Origin of the sequence: Sulfitobacter aquimarinus, assembly GCF_040149565.1 — a bacterium.
Classification (GTDB): domain Bacteria; phylum Pseudomonadota; class Alphaproteobacteria; order Rhodobacterales; family Rhodobacteraceae; genus Sulfitobacter; species Sulfitobacter aquimarinus.
Genome location: NZ_JBEFLO010000001.1, coordinates 636,262 through 653,847 on the forward strand (window position 1 = coordinate 636,262; position 17,586 = coordinate 653,847).

General features: G+C 61.1%; 23 protein-coding genes. 11 read left to right on the plus strand and 12 right to left on the minus strand.

Going from position 1 to position 17,586, the window contains the following annotated elements:
• Positions 1-10: 10 nt before the first annotated feature.
• Genes nth through ABMC88_RS03360 form a run of 3 tightly spaced genes read left to right on the plus strand, consistent with a single transcriptional unit; the run spans position 11 to position 2,243 of the window.
• Positions 11-664, plus strand: a complete 654-nt coding sequence (gene nth, locus ABMC88_RS03350; protein ID WP_349575404.1) for an endonuclease III — start codon at positions 11-13, stop codon at positions 662-664.
• Positions 661-1,653: an adenosine kinase gene (locus ABMC88_RS03355; RefSeq protein ID WP_349575405.1), complete on the plus strand. Its 993-nt coding sequence runs from the start codon at positions 661-663 to the stop codon at positions 1,651-1,653. Before nth ends, ABMC88_RS03355 begins: the two co-directional genes overlap by 4 nt.
• Positions 1,653-2,243 carry a GNAT family N-acetyltransferase gene (locus ABMC88_RS03360; protein WP_349575406.1) on the plus strand — a complete coding sequence of 197 codons (591 nt, stop codon included), beginning with the start codon at positions 1,653-1,655 and terminating at the stop codon, positions 2,241-2,243. The genes ABMC88_RS03355 and ABMC88_RS03360 overlap by 1 nt, the downstream gene beginning before the upstream one ends.
• Here the strand turns inward: ABMC88_RS03360 and ABMC88_RS03365 are convergent.
• Together ABMC88_RS03365 and ABMC88_RS03370 are read right to left on the minus strand one after the other, a co-directional pair.
• Complete coding sequence (locus ABMC88_RS03365; RefSeq protein ID WP_349575407.1) at positions 2,236-2,712, minus strand: hypothetical protein; 477 nt, start codon at positions 2,710-2,712, stop codon at positions 2,236-2,238. The genes ABMC88_RS03360 and ABMC88_RS03365 overlap by 8 nt on opposite strands.
• The gene (locus tag ABMC88_RS03370; protein ID WP_349575565.1) at positions 2,709-3,191 is read right to left on the minus strand and encodes an RNA pyrophosphohydrolase; all 483 of its coding nucleotides are present in this window, start codon (positions 3,189-3,191) and stop codon (positions 2,709-2,711) included. The genes ABMC88_RS03365 and ABMC88_RS03370 overlap by 4 nt, the downstream gene beginning before the upstream one ends.
• A gap of 156 nt (positions 3,192-3,347) precedes the next feature.
• Here ABMC88_RS03370 and ABMC88_RS03375 point away from each other — a divergent pair, with 156 nt between their 5' ends.
• Entirely contained in the window at positions 3,348-5,375 is a 2,028-nt protein-coding gene (locus ABMC88_RS03375) for an FAD-dependent oxidoreductase (RefSeq protein WP_349575408.1), read from the plus strand.
• Positions 5,376-5,629: 254 nt separating this feature from the next.
• Entirely contained in the window at positions 5,630-6,535 is a 906-nt protein-coding gene (locus ABMC88_RS03380) for a LysR family transcriptional regulator (RefSeq protein WP_349575409.1), read from the plus strand.
• Between the two features lie 229 nt (positions 6,536-6,764).
• Here ABMC88_RS03380 and ABMC88_RS03385 read toward each other — a convergent pair whose 3' ends face one another.
• The 4 genes from ABMC88_RS03385 to ABMC88_RS03400 are packed head-to-tail and all read right to left on the minus strand — an operon-like array spanning position 6,765 to position 9,718.
• Entirely contained in the window at positions 6,765-7,703 is a 939-nt protein-coding gene (locus tag ABMC88_RS03385; RefSeq protein WP_349575410.1) for an OmpA family protein, read from the minus strand.
• Entirely contained in the window at positions 7,700-8,269 is a 570-nt protein-coding gene (locus ABMC88_RS03390) for a peroxidase-related enzyme (protein WP_349575411.1), read from the minus strand. The genes ABMC88_RS03385 and ABMC88_RS03390 overlap by 4 nt, the downstream gene beginning before the upstream one ends.
• Positions 8,270-8,282: 13 nt before the next feature.
• The gene (locus ABMC88_RS03395) at positions 8,283-8,999 is read right to left on the minus strand and encodes a GNAT family N-acetyltransferase (RefSeq protein WP_349575566.1); all 717 of its coding nucleotides are present in this window, start codon (positions 8,997-8,999) and stop codon (positions 8,283-8,285) included.
• Positions 8,999-9,718 carry a competence/damage-inducible protein A gene (locus tag ABMC88_RS03400; RefSeq protein WP_349575412.1) on the minus strand — a complete coding sequence of 240 codons (720 nt, stop codon included), beginning with the start codon at positions 9,716-9,718 and terminating at the stop codon, positions 8,999-9,001. The genes ABMC88_RS03395 and ABMC88_RS03400 overlap by 1 nt, the downstream gene beginning before the upstream one ends.
• A 46-nt stretch (positions 9,719-9,764) precedes the next feature.
• Here ABMC88_RS03400 and sfsA point away from each other — a divergent pair, with 46 nt between their 5' ends.
• The 5 genes from sfsA (at position 9,765) to ABMC88_RS03425 (ending at position 12,364) form a co-directional block, all read left to right on the plus strand.
• Complete coding sequence (gene sfsA, locus ABMC88_RS03405) at positions 9,765-10,478, plus strand: DNA/RNA nuclease SfsA (protein ID WP_349575413.1); 714 nt, start codon at positions 9,765-9,767, stop codon at positions 10,476-10,478.
• 14 nt (positions 10,479-10,492) lie between these two features.
• Positions 10,493-11,371: a type I methionyl aminopeptidase gene (gene map, locus ABMC88_RS03410; RefSeq protein ID WP_349575414.1), complete on the plus strand. Its 879-nt coding sequence runs from the start codon at positions 10,493-10,495 to the stop codon at positions 11,369-11,371.
• A gap of 149 nt (positions 11,372-11,520) precedes the next feature.
• Positions 11,521-11,850 carry an ArsR/SmtB family transcription factor gene (locus tag ABMC88_RS03415; RefSeq protein ID WP_349575415.1) on the plus strand — a complete coding sequence of 110 codons (330 nt, stop codon included), beginning with the start codon at positions 11,521-11,523 and terminating at the stop codon, positions 11,848-11,850.
• Complete coding sequence (locus ABMC88_RS03420) at positions 11,847-12,095, plus strand: hypothetical protein (protein ID WP_349575416.1); 249 nt, start codon at positions 11,847-11,849, stop codon at positions 12,093-12,095. Before ABMC88_RS03415 ends, ABMC88_RS03420 begins: the two co-directional genes overlap by 4 nt.
• The gene (locus ABMC88_RS03425) at positions 12,047-12,364 is read left to right on the plus strand and encodes an SRPBCC family protein (RefSeq protein WP_349575417.1); all 318 of its coding nucleotides are present in this window, start codon (positions 12,047-12,049) and stop codon (positions 12,362-12,364) included. The genes ABMC88_RS03420 and ABMC88_RS03425 overlap by 49 nt, the downstream gene beginning before the upstream one ends.
• On the opposite strand, the gene rsmD is transcribed toward ABMC88_RS03425, so the two are convergent.
• Positions 12,361-12,909: a 16S rRNA (guanine(966)-N(2))-methyltransferase RsmD gene (rsmD, locus tag ABMC88_RS03430; RefSeq protein WP_349575418.1), complete on the minus strand. Its 549-nt coding sequence runs from the start codon at positions 12,907-12,909 to the stop codon at positions 12,361-12,363. The genes ABMC88_RS03425 and rsmD overlap by 4 nt on opposite strands.
• Positions 12,906-14,114, minus strand: coding sequence for an NAD(P)/FAD-dependent oxidoreductase (locus ABMC88_RS03435; protein WP_349575419.1), 1,209 nt, complete (start codon positions 14,112-14,114; stop codon positions 12,906-12,908). Before ABMC88_RS03435 ends, rsmD begins: the two co-directional genes overlap by 4 nt.
• An 89-nt stretch (positions 14,115-14,203) precedes the next feature.
• Between ABMC88_RS03435 and ABMC88_RS03440 the strand changes: the two genes are divergently transcribed.
• Positions 14,204-14,692 (plus strand): peroxiredoxin, encoded by a 489-nt coding sequence (locus tag ABMC88_RS03440; RefSeq protein ID WP_349575420.1) that lies wholly within the window; start codon positions 14,204-14,206, stop codon positions 14,690-14,692.
• Between the two features lie 103 nt (positions 14,693-14,795).
• Here the strand turns inward: ABMC88_RS03440 and ABMC88_RS03445 are convergent, their stop codons facing one another.
• The 4 genes from ABMC88_RS03445 to ABMC88_RS03460 are packed head-to-tail and all read right to left on the minus strand — an operon-like array spanning position 14,796 to position 17,554.
• Positions 14,796-15,086, minus strand: coding sequence for a 4a-hydroxytetrahydrobiopterin dehydratase (locus ABMC88_RS03445; protein WP_349575421.1), 291 nt, complete (start codon positions 15,084-15,086; stop codon positions 14,796-14,798).
• Positions 15,083-16,270, minus strand: coding sequence for a GNAT family N-acetyltransferase (locus ABMC88_RS03450; RefSeq protein ID WP_349575422.1), 1,188 nt, complete (start codon positions 16,268-16,270; stop codon positions 15,083-15,085). Before ABMC88_RS03450 ends, ABMC88_RS03445 begins: the two co-directional genes overlap by 4 nt.
• Before the next feature lie 58 nt (positions 16,271-16,328).
• On the minus strand, positions 16,329-17,099 hold the full coding sequence (locus tag ABMC88_RS03455) for a glycerophosphodiester phosphodiesterase family protein (RefSeq protein ID WP_349575423.1): 771 nt from the start codon (positions 17,097-17,099) through the stop codon (positions 16,329-16,331).
• Positions 17,096-17,554, minus strand: coding sequence for a RidA family protein (locus ABMC88_RS03460; RefSeq protein ID WP_349575424.1), 459 nt, complete (start codon positions 17,552-17,554; stop codon positions 17,096-17,098). The genes ABMC88_RS03455 and ABMC88_RS03460 overlap by 4 nt, the downstream gene beginning before the upstream one ends.
• Positions 17,555-17,586: the final 32 nt, after the last annotated feature.

The following is a 17,586-nucleotide window of genomic DNA, read 5'->3' on the forward strand; positions in this document are numbered from 1 at the left end:
CCCTTGCCCCATGAGCAAACCTTCCAAACAACTCGATTATCATACCATCCGCGCCATCATGGAACGCTTCCACGCGGCCGAGCCCGAGCCGAAGGGCGAGTTGGAGCATGTGAACGTCTATACGCTGGTGGTCGCCGTGGCCCTGTCCGCGCAGGCCACCGATGCAGGCGTGAACAAGGCCACCCGTGCGCTGTTCCAGATTGCGGACACGCCGCAAAAGATGCTGGATCTGGGGCTGGAAGGTCTGACCGAGCATATCAAAACCATCGGCCTGTTTCGCCAAAAAGCAAAGAACGTCATCAAGCTCAGCCAGATATTGGTGGATGACTACGGCGGCATCGTCCCCAACTCCCGCGCCGCGCTACAAAGCCTGCCCGGTGTGGGGCGCAAGACCGCCAATGTGGTGCTGAACATGTGGTGGGGCCAGCCCGCCCAAGCCGTGGACACACATATCTTTCGCGTAGGCAACCGCACGGGCATCGCGCCGGGCAAAACCGTCGACGCGGTTGAACGGGCGGTCGAAGACAACATCCCCGCCGATTTCCAACTGCACGCGCACCATTGGTTGATCCTGCATGGACGCTATCACTGCAAAGCCCGCAAACCCCAATGTCGCACCTGCATCATCAAAGACCTGTGCCAATACAAGGATAAGACCGAATGAAGACCTATGACCTCGTTGGGATCGGCAATGCCGTGGTGGATGTAATCAGCCACTCGGATGATGCGTTTCTGGACAATATGGGCATCGAAAAAGGCATCATGCAGTTGATCGAGCAAGACCGCGCAGAGCAACTGTATGGTGCGATGGGCGATCGGTTGCAGACCCCGGGCGGGGCCGTTGCAAATACGGTTGCAGGCGTGGGCGCGCTGGGCCTGAACACGGCGTTCATCGGACGGGTGCGCGACGATGGCTTGGGCCAGTTCTACGCCGACGCGATGACAGACAACGGGATTGATTTTGTAAACCCGCCCGTTGCAGGCGCCGACCGCCCCACGTCACGCTCGATGATCTTTGTCACCCCTGACGGGGAGCGGTCGATGAACACCTATCTGGGTGTCTCGACGGGGTTGTCGTCAGACGACGTACCGCAGGACGTGGCGGGCAACGCCAAGATCATGTTCCTTGAGGGGTATCTGTTCGACGAGGACGCAGGCAAGACCGCCTTCCGCGAGGCCGCACGCGCCGCCAAGGCAGGCGGCGGCATGGCGGGCATCACCATCTCCGACCCTTTCTGCGTAGAACGCCACCGCGCCGATTTCCTGCAAATGATCGAGCACGAGCTTGATTTCGTGATCGGCAACGAGGCCGAGATCAAATCCCTGTTCCAGACCGAAGACCTTGAGGACGCGATGACGCGCACCTCTGACATCTGCCCCATCATGGTATGCACCCGTGGCGGTGACGGCGTGACGCTGATCCGCGGGTCCGAGCGTGTGGACCTGCCCGCCCCCGAACGCATCACACCTGTCGATGCCACAGGCGCGGGCGATCAATTCGCCGCCGGTTTCATCTATGGCCTCGCCACGGGGCAAAGCCTTGAGACTTGCGGCCGCATGGGGAACCTGTGCGGCGCCGAAGTCATCGCACACGTCGGCCCCCGCCCCGAAGCGGACATGATGGCACAGTTCCGCGCCGCCGGGCTGGTCTGATGCTGGGAGACGGCTATCACGATGTCCCTGCGGGCAAGCTCGCTATGGTTGTCACCTATCTGGAGATGCACGCGCCCGCCCCTACACGGCCTGTGACGTTGGCAGAGGGTGTGACGTTTCGCAAAGTCACACCCACGCTGGACTGGTACCGCGATGTGTTCACCCGCGTCGGCGGGCAAGACTGGCTGTGGTATGGTCGGCTCAAAATGACAGACGTCGATTTGTCCGCCATCCTGAACAATCCCGACGTCCACATCTATACCCTGCAAAAAGACGGGCGCGACGAGGCGCTGCTGGAGCTGGATTTCCGCCAGTCAGGTGAGTGCGAGCTGGCATACTTTGGCCTGACCCCCGCACTGATCGGCAGCGGCGCGGGCCGCTATCTGATGAACGAAGCGATTGCGCGGGCATGGGGCGCGGACATCACGCGTTTCCACGTTCACACCTGCACGCTCGACAGTCCGCAGGCGGTGGACTTTTACGTCCGCTCGGGGTTTGCCGCCTACAAACGCAGCATCGAGATTGACGATGACCCCCGCGTGACGGGCATACTGCCGCGCACGGCAGCTGCGGCGGTGCCGGTTATCTAAGCGCCTCGCAACGCTGTCCCGCCATACATTGCTGAACCGCCGTCAACATGCGGGGCGTCGGGTTGCCAAACAAATATCCGCCGCACGGGTTGGTCGCGATCACGCGCCCCTGCGGCCCGCTTTCAACAAAGGCAAGCACCTTGCCGCCCCGCTGCACATTCGCGCACCACGGACCATAGCAAGCGACATAAACGTCGACTGCCTTGTTATAAGGTGTCTTGAACCCCGCCCGCGACAAAGCATGACCTGTCAGCCGCGCTTTGATCACCCTGTGCTGCGGCGCTTGCGTGTTCGAGCGTTTCGGCAGTTGCCCCGCGTCGAAGTCAAGCCGCCCCTGCACAATCACAAACCGCGCGTCTGCCTCATCGGCCTGCGCAAATGCCGCCTCTACGGAATGCGGCCTGCACGACAGGGCAGTGGCGATTTGTGGCACACACAACAGCGCCGCGATGATAAGGGCGACCTTCACAACAGCGCGGAAAATTCACGCACAACGCGCGCATAGACGTCACGTTTGAACGGCACGATCCCGTCCAGCATCTCGGCGGTGGGGATCCAGCGCCAGCTTGAGAACTCGGGCTGGGCTGTTTCAATGTTCACATCGTCATCCGATCCGGTGAACCGCAGCAAAAACCACTTTTGCTCCTGACCGCGGTATTTGCCGTTCCACAGCTTTGGCACCAGCTCACGAGGCAGCTCATACGGCAGCCAGTCTTCTGTCTGCGCCTCGATTTGCACCAGATCCGCTGTGATGCCTGTCTCTTCCTCCAGCTCGCGCAGGGCAGCGGCCGAGGGCTCTTCGCCGGGGTCGACCCCGCCTTGCGGCATTTGCCACGCGTCATAGTCGCGGTCCAGCCGCTGGCCCACAAACACATCCCCGTCCCTGTTCAGCAGCATCACGCCGACACACGGACGGTAGGGCAGTTTTGCAATCTCTTCAGGCGTCATCACCATATCCATACTCATTGAACCTACTCGATCCTAGTCTACATCACCTGACACACACAGAACAGCACCCACAGGCTGACGCGGCGTTTCAGGTGACAAGGTGACGCACTGCCGCCATTCTGCTTGCAAATTGTCTTTCCCAAAAAGGGTCTACCGATGTCAAATTTCCCCAACATGCTTGCCCCTCTCGATCTGGGCTTCACGACGCTCAAAAACCGCGTTCTCATGGGCTCGATGCACACGGGGCTGGAAGAGACGAAAGACTGGAACCGTGTGGCCGAGTTTTATGCTGCCCGCGCACGCGGCGGTGTGGCGCTGATGGTGACAGGCGGCATTGGCCCCAACATGGAAGGCTCGGTCCTGCCCGGTGCGGCAATGATGGTGTCGGACGAAGATGTCGCCAACCACAAAATCGTCACCGACCGCGTGCATGAAGCAGACGGCAAAATCGCCATGCAAATCCTGCACGCTGGCCGCTATGCTTACGGCCCTAAATGTGTGGCACCTTCGGCGATCAAATCGCCCATCTCCCCCTTTCCGCCAACCGAGCTGGACGCCGCAGGCATCGAGAAACAGATCGCCGACATTGCCGCCTGTGCAGGCCGCGCAAAAGAGGCGGGTTACGACGGGGTCGAGGTGATGGGCTCCGAAGGGTACTTCCTCAACCAATTCCTTGTGACCCACACGAACAAACGCACGGATGAGTGGGGCGGCTCTTACGAGAACCGTATGCGCCTGCCGATCGAGGTGGTGAAACGCGTACGCGAAACCGTCGGCCCCGATTTCATCGTGATCTACCGTTTGTCGATGATCGACCTCGTGCCCAACGGCTCCACCTACGACGAGGTCGTGCAGCTGGCGGTCGAGATCGAAAAAGCGGGGGCCACCATCATCAACACCGGCATCGGCTGGCACGAGGCCCGCATCCCCACCATCGCCACCTCTGTTCCGCGCGCGGCATTCGCGTGGGTCACAAAGAAACTGATGGGCAAAGTCTCGATCCCGCTCATCGCTTCCAACCGCATCAACACACCAGAGGTGGCCGAAGAAGTCCTCTCAACAGGATGCGCCGATATGGTGTCGATGGCGCGACCCATGCTGGCCGACGCGGAGTTCGTGAACAAAGCGGCCAACGGTAACGCGTCCCACATCGCCCCGTGCATCGGCTGTAACCAAGCCTGCCTCGACCACACATTCGGCGGCAAAATCTCCTCGTGCCTCGTGAACCCCCGCGCCTGTTACGAGACAGAGCTGGTGCTGGACCCCGTCACCACGCCCAAAAACATCGCCGTCGTCGGCGCAGGCCCCGCTGGCCTCTCGACCGCCATCGCCTCGGCAGAGCGCGGGCACAAAGTTACCGTCTTCGACCGCGCAAGCGAGATCGGCGGCCAGCTTAACCTCGCCAAACAGGTCGCGGGCAAGGAAGAGTTCTGGGGCTTTGTCGATTGGTACCGCACCATGGTCGCCCACCACGGCATTACCGTGCACCTCAACACCGAAGTCTCGGCCAACGATCTGGACGGGTTTGACGAAGTTATCATCGCCACAGGCGTGGTGCCCCGCGACCCGCAGATCGAAGGCGCGAACCGCGCAAATGTGCACAGCTATACCGACGTGCTGAACGGCACCGCCGAAATCGGCGAACACGTGGCGGTGATCGGCGCAGGCGGCATCGGCTTTGACGTCTCCGAACATCTTGTCCACGACGGTGAAAGCACAACGCTGAACCTGCCCGAATGGATGCGCGAATGGGGCGTTGCAGACACGTCCGATCACCGCGCGGGCCTCGCCCCCGAAGGACCGCAACCGCACAAACCCGCCCGCACGGTCACGATGATGCAGCGCAAACCCTCCAAACCTGGCAAAGGTCTTGGCAAAACCACAGGCTGGATTCACCGCGCATCCCTGACGATGAAAGAGGTCAACATGATCGCGGGCGTCAACTATGAACGCATCGACGACGACGGCGTACACATCACCTTCGGCGAGACCCGCGAAAACCCGCAAGTCATCCCCGCCGACACCGTGGTCCTATGCGCAGGGCAACTCTCCGACCGCTCTCTCGCTGACGCGCTAGAGGCCAAAGGCACGCCATGCCACGTCATCGGCGGCGCCGACGTCGCAGCCGAACTTGACGCCAAACGCGCCATCGACCAAGGGACACGCCTCGCCGCGACACTGTAACATTGGCACCCTTCCCCTATTTTTTCTGGCCCTAAATCCTCCGGGGGAATTTTTGCCAAGGGCAAAAAAGGGGCTGGCTCCAACCGCGCCAGCCCCGAACACAACCGCAGCGGGCGGCCGGAAACACACTGTTCCCCTGTTTCCCGACACGCAACGGTTGCGCAATTACCTTGCTACTGTCCCACCTCCGCCCCGTTTGCGCCCCATTCGCCCGCCATACCGATCCTCGACATAAAGATGGAAAGGGACGGCATATGGACCGCCTTACAGAAATGGAAGCATTCGCCACAGTGGTGGATCAGGGGGGCTTTACCGACGCCGCCAAAAAGATGGGGATTTCAAAATCCGCCGTCAGCAAGCACGTCTCCTCACTTGAGGCTCGCCTCGGCGCGCGCCTTCTGAACCGGACAACCCGCCGCGTCTCTCCAACAGAGATCGGCCTCGCATATTATGACCGCGCACGCCGCGTTCTGAATGATGCAGGCGAAGCGGATGCGCTTGTGACCTCAATGCAATCGGCACCCTCGGGGCTGCTGCGCATCTCGGTCGCGACCGACTTTGGCGTCAACCACCTCAGCCCGGCCTTGTCCGAGTTTTTGGGCGACTTCCCTGACATCACGGTCAACATGGTGCTCAACAACCGCTACGTTGAGCTCATCTCGGAAGGGTTTGACATGGCCGTCCGCATCGGAGAGCTGGAAGACAGCACCCTGCGGGCCCGCAAACTGACCGAGACGACGAAACGCATGATCGCCTCGCCCGAGTATTTCGAGAAATACGGCCGCCCCGAAAAGATCGACGACCTGAACGATCACAAGCTGCTGCACTATTCAAACCAATCCAGCGGGAATGTGTGGAAACTCACGGCGCCATCCGGCGAAAAGCGTCAGGTCCGCACCGCAGGCTGGCTCTCGGTCAATGACGGACAATCCCTGCTCAACGCGGCCATCTCGGGGCTTGGCATCGCCTACTTACCCAGCTTCCTCTATGCGGACGCCATGGCCCAAGGCCTGATCGAAGACGCTATCCCCGATCTGCCGCAAGAGACCCAAGGCATCTACGCCGTCTATCCTCCGGGCCGCTTCACGCAGCCCAAGGTTCGCGCCTTTATCGACTTTCTGGTCCACGCTTTTGCCGAAAAAGGCCCCAGCGACTGGTAAGCCAGACACCAAACACCATCTCCCCTCGGTGAGACTTCCCTCCGGTAGAGCGCAAGCCCTATCGGGGGCTTTTTCGTTCCTATGTCCGCGTAGCCATTCTTTCCGAAAACACGCAAATCACAGGTGTCAGGTATTCGGCGCGGTATCGCGATCTGGGAAATGACAAATCTGCCCATCGCAAAGCACCAGTCTGGGCCAAATGAAACGCAGCCCTGGCGGAGCCGTCAGACTAAAGCGCAAGCAGGACGGCTTCGACCCGTCGGTTCGCTTCGCGCCCCTGCCGGGACTGGTTGGTGGTATGCGGGGCCAAATACCCCATGCCCTGCGCCTCCAGCCGCGAGGCCCGGATGCCATAGCGGTCGATCAGTCGGTTGCGCACGGCGCGCGCACGGTTGATCGACAATGCGATATTGCCCTCCAGCCCGCCGATGTTATCCGTGTGGCCGACCAGAACGACACGCATATCGGGGTTGGCCCGTAGAACGTCATGCAATTCCTGCAAGACAGCAAAGGGCCCTTCGCCCAGATCAGAAGTGCCGCTTTGGAAATCCAACCCTTCCAAGACCACATGCCCCGCGTCCGACAAAGCCGCGCCCAATGGGCCTGCGGGGGCGGTGCGGGTCGGCGCATCTGGCGCCGGGGCATCCCCGACTGTTTGCAGTTGCGACACCTGCGCCTGCGCGCCCGCCTGAATGATCTGCAAGAACGACGCCCCGCTGGAGCCGCTGGCAAGCACCGTCACCGCCTCAGCCCCGCCTTCAGCCCCGTGACGCAGGGCTGTCAGCATGTGGTAGTTTCGGATGTTCACATACATGTCAGGCGCGGGCAGCACCTCTGTCGCGAAGCGAAAGTCATACCCGCCGCAGGCCTCAGCCGCACAATCCAGAACGATGCGGTAGCCCGCATCTTCAAGCTGGCTGCGCAATGGCGCAACAAGTTGCAGAGGCGTGATCCCTGCAACGTCGATCCGCCACGCACTGCGGGCCACCGCCCCGTCAATCACCTGCGTCGGCACAACACCGTTCACGGCGGGCCCCGTTGGCGCAAGATACCTGTCATTGCTGGTGTCCCGCGCAATGACCTGCTGCGCGGTGGACGGTAGCGACAGCTCGGCCCCATGGGCCGCCCCTGCCGCCACCACCATCAAGACAGCCAGCCAGCGTTTCATCTGTTTTGCGCGTGGTATTCTTTGTTGGGCCGCATATCCGAGGCACTGGCCACACGGTTGGTCATGTTGAAAAACCCCGTGACCGAGGCAATGTCCCAGATGTCACGATCCGAGAACCCCGCCGCCCGCAAGGCTTCGCGGTCCTCTTCTTCAATGATCTCTGGCGCTTCGGTCAGTTTGACCGCGAAATCCAGCATCATGCGCGTCTTGGGGTCCACGTCGGCCACGCGGTAATTCATCACCAACGCCTCGCCCAGCAGCGGATCACCCGACAATTCGCGCACCGCCGCGCCATGCGCCGTGAGGCAGTAGAAACAGCGGTTCACAGCCGAGACGACAACCGCGATCATTTCACGCTCAAGCTTGGTCAGGTTGCTGTCGCCCAGCATCAGGTCATTGTACATCGCCGTGAATGTGTTCAGCTTGTCGATGTCAAAGGCATAGGCCTGCAGGACGTTCGGGATCATGCCCAGCTTGTCGGTGCAAATGTCGAAATACTTTTGCGTCGCTTCTGGCAGCGGATCGACCATTGGCAGGTCAAGGGCGGTTGGGGCGTCGTCAGCCATTGTTGGCTCCTTCCTATTTCGGTTCTTGGCGGTAATGGTACGTGCCAACGGGCGTAAAGCCCAGCTTGGTATAGAGCGCGTTTGCAGGTTTATTCGCAGTCACACACAGGACCGAGATATGGGTGGCCCCCTGTTCGGCTGCCCAGATCGCAGCGGCCCGCATCATCCAGTCGGCCACGCCCATGCGGCGCTGATGCGGCAACACCTCAACGGCGTGCACCATAGCAGTGGTGCCGTGGATCGCGGCGAAGGCCACGCCTGCGGGCTTTTCGTTCCAGCGTGACAGGATGCCCGTCTTGACCGCTGCACGCTCCATCACGTCCAGACGTGCGGGGCCAACGCCCCCCTGCGCCCAGATTTCCTTCATGATCGCCAGCGGCTCCCAGATGGAAAAACACGTGACCCGCGGGATCGGCAGATCGGTCAGCGCCTCGATCGGCGCGGTATAAAGCATCACCTCGTCAATCAGGTCATAGCCGCGTGTTGCAAGCTGCGCATCCAGCGCGTCATCCCCTTCGCGGATCATGAACAGCGGCGTCTGGCCCATGCCGCGCATCGCCTCTTCTGCCTGCGCAATATCTGCGCCATCAGGCACCCCCAAGGCAGTCGCCGCCGAGACACGCTTGCCCCCCTGCGCGCCGTCCCGCAGGGTCCATGCGCCTGATGTTACGGTTTTGGCCGGCGGCCATGTGCGTTCGCACACCTCATAAAGTGTGGCGGCATCGGGCATCATGTGAATGCAGCCTCAAGTGCTGCCATTGCCGCGTCCAGACGGCCCTCATCAGGGCCGCGCACCACAATGTTAGAGCCGTATCTGCCGTCACGCTGGAACGGATAGCTGCCCATGGACAGGTCTGGATAGGCCTCGGCCAGCGTGCCCAGAGGGCCAGCGATATCGCCTTCGCCGCGATGCACGGTCAGCGTTTTGCTAATCAAAGGTGCGCCCCCTGTGAGGGTCGGCAACACACTGGCCACCATCGCTTTGAACACGCTGGGGACGCCGGCCATGACGTGCACATTTTCAATCGTGAACCCCGGAGCGGAAGAGACGGGATTGTCGATCAACGCCGCATCCGCAGGGATGCGGGCCATGCGAAGGCGCGCTTCGTTCAGGTCGGTGCCTGCTTTGTCGTAATGCGCCTGCAGGATGGCGCGGGCATCATCGCGCACATCAATGCTTTGCCCGAATGCCGCTGCCATGCAATCGGCGGTGATGTCATCATGTGTGGGGCCGATCCCGCCCGAGGTGAACACCGTATCATGGCCCGCCGCCAGCGCCTGCACCGCCGTAATAATCGCCTCGCGGTCGTCCGAGACGATCCGCACTTCGGCCAGCGTGATACCCGCCGCCGTCAATTCCCCCGCGAGGTAATGCATATTCGCATCCCGCGTGCGCCCCGAAAGGATCTCGTCTCCGATAACCAGCATTGCCGCTGTGGGATTCGCCATGGTGCCTCTCCTTGAGCCTGTGTCCGTTACGGTATAGCCCCTTGCCATGCGCTTTCAAACCGATCTTGTCCCCGCTCGCCTTATCCGCCGCTACAAACGGTTTCTGGCCGATTGCACGCTGGAGGACGGTCGGGAAATTGTGGCCCACTGCGCCAACCCCGGCTCGATGATGGGGCTGGCCGAGGAAGGCACAAAAGTCTGGCTGGAGCCGAATGACGACCCCAAGAAAAAGCTGAAATACGGGTTGCGGCTGGTCGATCACGAGAACGGGCATCTGACGGGCGTAGATACTTCCCTGCCCAACCGCGTGCTGCGCGCCGCACTAGAGGCGCGCCAGATCGAGGCGCTGGCCGCCTACACCACCGTGCGCCCAGAGGTGAAATACGGGACCAACTCCCGCGTGGATTTTTTGCTGAGCGGTGACGGCCTGCCCGACGCTTATGTCGAAGTGAAGTCGGTGACGCTGTGCCGTTCGCCTGCACTGGCGGAATTCCCGGACTCGGTCACCGCACGCGGCACCAAGCATATGAACGATCTGGCGGCTGTCGCAGGCATGGGCCACCGCGCCGTGCTGCTGTATCTGGTGCAGCGCACGGACTGCACCCATGTGGACATCGCCGCCGATATCGACCCCAAATATGCCGCCGCCCACGCCGAGGCCACAAAGGCGGGTGTTGAAACCCTCTGCATCGGCACCCACATCACGCCTGAGGGAATAGACATCGCCACCCCTCTGGCCCTTGGCCGCCCTGCACGCTAAACAGCCCCAACACAATGATGGAGAGACCGGTGACAGACACCCATAAAGGTCGCACGACAAAAGACGGTATCCGCATCCACGAGGCTGCTGATTTTGCAGGGATGCACGCGGCAGGCCGCTTGACCGCTACCATTTTGGACAAGATCGCCGAACACGTGACAGTAGGCCAGACCACTGGCCAAATCGACGCGCTGATCGAGGCGATGGTGGAGGAAGCAGGCGCGACCTCTGCAACCATCGGCTATAAGGGCTATAAACACGCCAGCTGCATCAGCGTGAACCACGTGGTCTGCCACGGCATCCCAGGCGCGCCGATCCCCAAGCTTAAAAGCGTGAGCCGCGATCTGGAGAAACGCCGCGACAGTGACGCGCTCGAAGACGGGGATATCGTCAACATCGACGTGACAGTTGTGCTGGATGGTTGGTTCGGAGACAGCAGCCGCATGTATGTCGCAGGCCGCCCCGCCAAACGGGCCGAGCGTCTGATCGACATCACTCATGAGGCCCTGATGAAGGGGATAGAAGCGGTAAAACCCGGCAATACCTTCGGTGACATCGGCCACGCCATTCAGAGCTTTGTCGAAGGGCACCGCATGTCCGTGGTCACCGACTTTTGCGGCCACGGCTTGGGCCGCGTGTTCCACGCACCGCCAAACGTGCTGCACTACGGCAAGCCCGGCACGAAGTCTGTGTTGGAGCCCGGCATGTTCTTTACCATCGAGCCGATGGTAAACCTTGGCCGCGCCGAGACGAAGACGCTGGCCGACGACTGGACCGCGGTCACCCGCGACAAATCACTGTCGGCACAATTCGAACACTCGATCGGCGTGACAGAGAACGGATACGAGATTTTCACTCTCTCTCCCGCAGGCAAGTTCCACCCCACATACTAACCCCAAGATCGCGGCCGGCGTTGGAATTTTCAAAAATTCCGGCCGGAAAATTCGAATTTTCCGATCCCCGCCGCGTCTGAAGCGTTTCCTAAAGAGGTTGGCACACGCTTTATACGTAATGATGTAATTACATTTTTACTAATGCAGATATGGATTCGGTGTTTCAGGCCCTCGCCCATGAAACCCGCCGCGCAATTCTGGACCACTTGCGCACCCGCCCCGGAATGGCCGTGGGCGAGCTTGCTGCGCAGTTCGATGTGTCACGTGTCGCGGTTATGAACCACTTGCGCGTCCTCACCGATGCGGGGCTGGTCACCAGCCAACAGGACGGCCGCAGCCGCCGCCTCTACCTCAATGCCCTTCCCCTGCAACTGATCTACGAGCGCTGGATCGACGGCTATTCCGCCCACTGGCTGGACCGGATGAGCCTGATCAAAGCCACCGCCGAAGCAATCGCTAAAAAGGAAAACGCCAAATGACCCAATACGCCCCTGATTCCATCAGCCGCACTTTCATCGAAGCCCCGATCGAAACCGTCTGGTCCACGCTGGTGGCCACCGACACGCCTCTGCCGTTCTTCTTCGGCTCTGTCTGCCAGACAGCCGATGGCCTTAAGCAAGGCGCTAAAATGCGCATGATCAACCCGAACGGCAAGGTCGCAATGGTGGTAGCGAGGTGCTCGTTTTCGACCCGCCGCACCGTTATGCCCATACCTTCCAGATGACGAACATTGACGAACCGCCCTGCACCGTCACCTACGAGTTGCGGGAAAAAGATGGTGGGACCGAATTTGATCTCGTCTTGTCAAAAACTGTCGAAGGGTCGAAGTTGCGTAAGGAAATGGTCGGCGCACAAGGCTTTATCGCATCCAACCTCAAGGCCATGGCCGAAACGGGGAAACCTGCGTTCACGGGTCGTATCGTGCTATTTATGGCGCCTGTTATGGGCCTGATGGCCAAAAAGTCCCAGCGGATCGCGCACTGGCCGCTTTAGCCAAAGCGCAGCATGGTCACATGGGTATCGCCGTATTTGCGGCGGTCGGTGCGGGTGAACCCTTGGGGGGCGTGCATGGGCGTACTTTCCTCCCAGACGATCACAGCGCCTTGCGCCAGCCAGCCGCCCGCGGCCGCACTGGCCAAGGCGTCCTGCCCCAGTGATTTGCCATAAGGCGGATCAAGAAAGACCAGATCAAAGGGCGCGGCAGAGGCACCTAAAGCGGTCGCATCCAGACGCAGCAGCGCGGTCTGTTCATCCACCCGCATCTTCGCAATGTTCTGCGCGATCAGCTTTTGCCCCACGCGCCCGTTCTCGACAAAAGTCGCATGGGCTGCGCCCCGCGACAGCGCCTCAAGTCCCAGCGCGCCAGTGCCCGCAAACAGGTCCAGCACGCGGGCATTATGGATAACGCCCATATGGGTCAGCATCGAAAACAGGCTTTCGCGCACGCGGTCCGACGTGGGCCGCAGATGCGCCTCTGCATCGCCGCGCCCGACATCGGCCAATTGTGTGCCGCGCGATTTGCCTGCGATGATCCTCACGGTTTCAACAACGCCTTGAGGTCGGTGTCCACATCCGCAACAACCTCTGGTGCGGGAGATTTCCCTGCCTCGATCAGGCGCTTGCCCACCATGTAGCCGCGCGGGTCATTGGCCGCATCCACGGCCAACAGCGTCTCCCCCGCGTAGTACCAAAACGAAACCGGTCCGGGTGCAGCCCCGCGTGTGACCACGCGGTCATAGCCTGTGTTCAGCCCCGCGATTTGCAGTTTCACATCATATTGGTCCGACCAGAACCACGGCTTCGCGACATAGTCCTTCTCGGCGCCCAACAGGTTCTCGGCCACCACCTCGGCTTGCTCAATCGCGTTTGGCACGCTCTCCAGCCTGATCCGCGTATCGCGATATGGGAACGAGGCGCAATCGCCCGCCGCCCAGACATCAGGCGCACTGGTCCGGCCCTGCGCATCCACCGCGATGCCGTTATCAAGCGCGATCCCCCCCGCTTCGGCCAGCGCCGTGCCGGGGGCCACGCCCACGCCGACAATCACAAAATCCACTTCCAGCTGCGTGCCGTCCGTCAGCACCGCACCGCTGACAGCACCCTCACCGGTCAGCCGCTCAAGGCCGATCCCTTCGCGCAGATCAACGCCGTGGCCCCCATGCAGATCACGGAAGAACGCCGATGTCTCGGGCGCGGCAACACGTTGCAGGATACGCGGTGCCATCTCGACCAGCGTCACCTCAAGCCCCAGCTTGGCTGCGACCGATGCCGCCTCAAGCCCGATATAGCCGCCGCCCACGATCAGCACCCGCGCCCCTTTGACAAAGCGGGGCACCATTGCATCCACATCCGCCAACCCGCGGACCACATGCACGCCCTCTAGCGTGCCGCCAATGGCCGCAGGCAAACGGTGGGGGACCGATCCTGTGGTCAGCACCAACGCATCGTAAGACATCATGCCGCCCTGCACGGCAATCTGGTGATTGGCCGTATCAATCGCGTCGACCTGCGTATCCAGTATCAGATCAATGCCCTGCTCGGCGTAAAAACTCTCGGGCCGCAGGTACAACCGCTCCAGCGCCATGTCCCCCATCAGATAAGCCTTGGACAGGGGCGGGCGCTGATAGGGCGGCTGGCCTTCCGCTCCGATCAGAGTGATTTTCCCGTCAAACCCTGCATTGCGCAGCTTGACCACACAAGACGATCCCGCCTGCCCTGCTCCGATCACTACGATATGACGCATAGAATAACTCCACTCCTGCACTGGCCCTTGGGCTGGGCGAACTCTATATCTGGGAAAGAGACAATTACAATCACATGAAAGGTGACCCCATGCCCATTTCCCAAGGCGATACCCTCCCCGATGCAACTTTGGTGCGGATGGGCAGCGAAGGCCCCGCCCCCGTCAAGATGAGCGACCTGACAAAAGGCCGCAAAGTCGTCGTCTTCGCCGTGCCGGGCGCCTTCACGCCGACATGCCATTCCGCCCACGTCCCCAGCTTTGTCCGCACCAAAGACCAGTTCGACGCAAAAGGCGTGGACGAGATCATCTGCGTGTCCTGCAACGACCCCTTCGTAATGCAGGCGTGGGGCGAAGCGACAGGCGCCACAGCCGCAGGGATCACCATGTTGGGCGATGCCTCGTCCGAGTTCACAAAGGCCATCGGCATGGATTTTGACGCCGCACCCGCAGGGCTGGTTGCCCGCTCCAAACGCTATGCGATGCTGGTCGACGACGGCAAAGTCACGCTGTTGCAAGAAGAAGAAAGCCCCGGCGTTTGCGACGTGTCAGGCGGCGAAGGTCTTCTGGCCTCCATGTAAGACACCAGACGGGGTTGCAGTTGGTGCGACCCCGTCTAAGTCAGGGATCGGAAAATTCGAATTTTCCGGCCGGAATTTTGAAAATTCCGATGCGCGACATGGGCTAAAGTCCGTCCATTTTACGCGCCAGCTTGGCATCAAGGGTGCTGAGCCCGCCCACATCATGAGTCGTCATCGTGACCACGACCTTGTTATAGACGTTCTCCCATTCGGGATGATGCCCCCACTTTTCCGCCCAGATTGCGGCGCGGGTCATCCAGCCAAAAGCCTCTACGAAGTCATCGAACTCATAGGTCTTGGTGATCGCATCGCGCCCCTCGACCATGGCCCAGCCGTTTTTAAAAAGCGGGTCCAGAACGGGGCCGCGTGTTTCGGCGCTGAGTTTCTCTGTCATTGCTGTTCCTCGATTTGGGTTTGTTTGAAGGGGCCATAGTCGGTCAGCACCTCTATCTCTTCTTCAACGGCGGCCCGCTCGGCATCCAGATAATCGGCCACCGCACGCCCGAACCCTGCGTCGCGCATCCAGTGCAGCGACCATGTCGCCGTGGGCAGATAGCCGCGTGCCAGCTTGTGCTCGCCCTGCGCCCCCGCCTCGACTGTGCCAAGGCCCATCTCGATCGCGATGTCGATGGCGCGGTAATAGCACAGCTCGAAATGCAGGCAGGAGTGATGCTCGGCGCAGCCCCAGTAGCGGCCATAAAGCGCATCGGTCCCGATGAAATTCAGCGCCCCCGCGATCCAGCGACCGTCGCGTTTGGCCAACACCAGCGCCATGTCATCGCGCAACACCTCTTGGGCGATGTCGAAGAACGCACGGGTCAGGTAAGGCGTCCCCCATTTACGTGCGCCGGTATCTTGGTAAAACTCCCAGAACGCATCCCAATGTTCGGGGCGCAGGTCATCGCCGGTAAACACCTCAATCGTGCCGCCAAAGTCATTCGCTGTCGCCCGCTCCTTGCGCAGGTTCTTGCGCTTGCGCGAGCTGAGGCCGGCAAGGAAGGCGTCAAAATCCGCATAGCCTTGATTGCGCCAATGAAACTGCTGGCTCTTGCGAGCCATCAGGCCAATTTGCTCGGCCCGCGTCGCCTCGTCTTCCGTGCAAAAGGTCACGTTCAAAGAACTAAGGTTGTTATTCTCGGTCAGCTGCACGGCGCCCTGCACCAGCGCGTTGAACCCGACTTCTTCAAACCCTTCGCGGGTCAGAAACCGCCGCCCCGTTGCGGGTGTATGTGGGACTGCAATCTGTAGCTTGGGATAGTACCGCCCGCCTGCCCGCTCGTAGGCATGCGCCCACGCGTGGTCAAAGATGTATTCGCCCTGCGAGTGCGACTTGGCATAAAGCGGGGCCACGCCGATGATCTGCCCTGCAATCCGCGCAACGAGGTATTGCGGCTGCCAGCCCGTGCCGGGGCCGACACTGCCGCTGTCCTCAAGCGCCTTCAGGAAACGGTGGGTGGTGAAAGGATCGTTGGGCCGCGCACCCGCTGCGGCCTCTGGACAGGCGCAGGCATCCCAATCGGCCGCGTCAATTTCTGACAGCGATGCGACAATTGAAATCTCGACTTCCTGCGCGCTCATGGTCACGGTGCCTTTCGGTTCATCTTACCCGCTATAGGTGGCCCGAAATGCGCGATGTTCAAGCGCGAAGCGCCGCAAGATACCCCTCAAAAGTGATTGTATCGGCAACCTTGCGTGCAACGGCTTCTTGCGCGGCACTGCGCACGGTCCAACAGCACACATCAGCACCTGCCCCCTTCAACGCGGCCACCCGGGGGCGGTCCAGATCATCCACTTCGTGGCTGATAAAGCTGGCGCCAACGCGGTCATAATCGGGGATCTCGCGCAGCTCGGCACAGCGGCGCTCGGTCAGCGGCCAGTCTTCGGGCTTGTAAGACGACGTGGTGATCCCCCGCGCGATCTGCGGAGAGAGCTGTTGCATCATCGCGACCGAGTGGGGGTTGAACGACATGACCGCAATGTCGCCCCTGTAGCCGTCCAACGCCGCGGCGGTCGCGTGCTCCAACGGGCCGACATCGGGCCCCATGCCGCCGTCCTGATCCTTTAGCTCAACCACCAAGGGCACTTGGCCCGCAACGATCTGCAAAATTTCATCAAGGTCGGGGATACCTTCATCCCCACCACGCAAAGGCGTGGCACGCAGCGCGTCTGCATCCAGCAGGCGCACAGCCCCCTTGCCATGGGCCAACCGTTCCAACGCGTAGTCATGGAACACCATCGCCGCGCCATCACGGCTAAGCTGGACGTCAATCTCGATCCCGTAACCTGCGGCAATGGCCGCCCGAATGGCCGCCCGCGAGTTTTCGGGGCGGCCGTCGGTGACATCATGCAAAGCACGATGTGCCAGAGGGGTCGTGATGAAGCTGCGCGGCAGACGGGGGTGGCTCATTCGATTTCGAAGATGCCTTCGATTTCGACCGCGACGCCCAAAGGCAACGCCCCCGCCGACACGGCCGAGCGTGCATGACGGCCCGCATCGCCCAATGCCTCGACCAGCCAGTCAGAACAGCCGTTGATGACTTTGGGCTGGTCGGTGAAGTCTTTGGTCGAGTTTACGAAGCCCGTCAGTTTCACCACACGCTTCATGCGGTCAATGTCGCCACCACAGGCAGCGGCCACTTGCGCCAGCAATTGCAGAGCGCAGGTCTGGGCCGCTGCGGCACCGTCTTCCACGCTCATATTATCGCCCAAAACGCCCGTAATCAGCCCGCTGTCGTCGCGTGAAATCTGACCCGACACATACAGCGTATTGCCCACCTGAACGAACGGCACATAGTTGGCCGCAGGGGCAGAGGCGTCAGGCAATGTAATGCCCAGATCGGAAAGACGTTTTGCGTGGCTCATGTCAGGTATCCTCGGATGGGGTTGATTTGCCC

What these genes read in the sequence shown, in the direction of transcription:
- ABMC88_RS03400 (WP_349575412.1), bottom strand. Translation starts at nt 9,718, where the DNA reads ATGGCGAATCCCACAGCGGCAATGCTGGTTATCGGAGACGAGATCCTT.
- sfsA (WP_349575413.1), top strand. Translation starts at nt 9,765, where the DNA reads ATGCGCTTTCAAACCGATCTTGTCCCCGCTCGCCTTATCCGCCGCTAC.
- ABMC88_RS03445 (WP_349575421.1), bottom strand. Translation starts at nt 15,086, where the DNA reads ATGACAGAGAAACTCAGCGCCGAAACACGCGGCCCCGTTCTGGACCCG.
- ABMC88_RS03360 (WP_349575406.1), top strand. Translation starts at nt 1,653, where the DNA reads ATGCTGGGAGACGGCTATCACGATGTCCCTGCGGGCAAGCTCGCTATG.
- ABMC88_RS03380 (WP_349575409.1), top strand. Translation starts at nt 5,630, where the DNA reads ATGGACCGCCTTACAGAAATGGAAGCATTCGCCACAGTGGTGGATCAG.
- ABMC88_RS03435 (WP_349575419.1), bottom strand. Translation starts at nt 14,114, where the DNA reads ATGCGTCATATCGTAGTGATCGGAGCAGGGCAGGCGGGATCGTCTTGT.
- ABMC88_RS03375 (WP_349575408.1), top strand. Translation starts at nt 3,348, where the DNA reads ATGTCAAATTTCCCCAACATGCTTGCCCCTCTCGATCTGGGCTTCACG.
- ABMC88_RS03355 (WP_349575405.1), top strand. Translation starts at nt 661, where the DNA reads ATGAAGACCTATGACCTCGTTGGGATCGGCAATGCCGTGGTGGATGTA.
- ABMC88_RS03395 (WP_349575566.1), bottom strand. Translation starts at nt 8,999, where the DNA reads ATGCCCGATGCCGCCACACTTTATGAGGTGTGCGAACGCACATGGCCG.
- ABMC88_RS03460 (WP_349575424.1), bottom strand. Translation starts at nt 17,554, where the DNA reads ATGAGCCACGCAAAACGTCTTTCCGATCTGGGCATTACATTGCCTGAC.
- ABMC88_RS03415 (WP_349575415.1), top strand. Translation starts at nt 11,521, where the DNA reads ATGGATTCGGTGTTTCAGGCCCTCGCCCATGAAACCCGCCGCGCAATT.
- nth (WP_349575404.1), top strand. Translation starts at nt 11, where the DNA reads ATGAGCAAACCTTCCAAACAACTCGATTATCATACCATCCGCGCCATC.
- ABMC88_RS03420 (WP_349575416.1), top strand. Translation starts at nt 11,847, where the DNA reads ATGACCCAATACGCCCCTGATTCCATCAGCCGCACTTTCATCGAAGCC.
- ABMC88_RS03385 (WP_349575410.1), bottom strand. Translation starts at nt 7,703, where the DNA reads ATGAAACGCTGGCTGGCTGTCTTGATGGTGGTGGCGGCAGGGGCGGCC.
- ABMC88_RS03440 (WP_349575420.1), top strand. Translation starts at nt 14,204, where the DNA reads ATGCCCATTTCCCAAGGCGATACCCTCCCCGATGCAACTTTGGTGCGG.
- ABMC88_RS03455 (WP_349575423.1), bottom strand. Translation starts at nt 17,099, where the DNA reads ATGAGCCACCCCCGTCTGCCGCGCAGCTTCATCACGACCCCTCTGGCA.
- ABMC88_RS03390 (WP_349575411.1), bottom strand. Translation starts at nt 8,269, where the DNA reads ATGGCTGACGACGCCCCAACCGCCCTTGACCTGCCAATGGTCGATCCG.
- ABMC88_RS03370 (WP_349575565.1), bottom strand. Translation starts at nt 3,191, where the DNA reads ATGACGCCTGAAGAGATTGCAAAACTGCCCTACCGTCCGTGTGTCGGC.
- ABMC88_RS03450 (WP_349575422.1), bottom strand. Translation starts at nt 16,270, where the DNA reads ATGAGCGCGCAGGAAGTCGAGATTTCAATTGTCGCATCGCTGTCAGAA.
- map (WP_349575414.1), top strand. Translation starts at nt 10,493, where the DNA reads ATGATGGAGAGACCGGTGACAGACACCCATAAAGGTCGCACGACAAAA.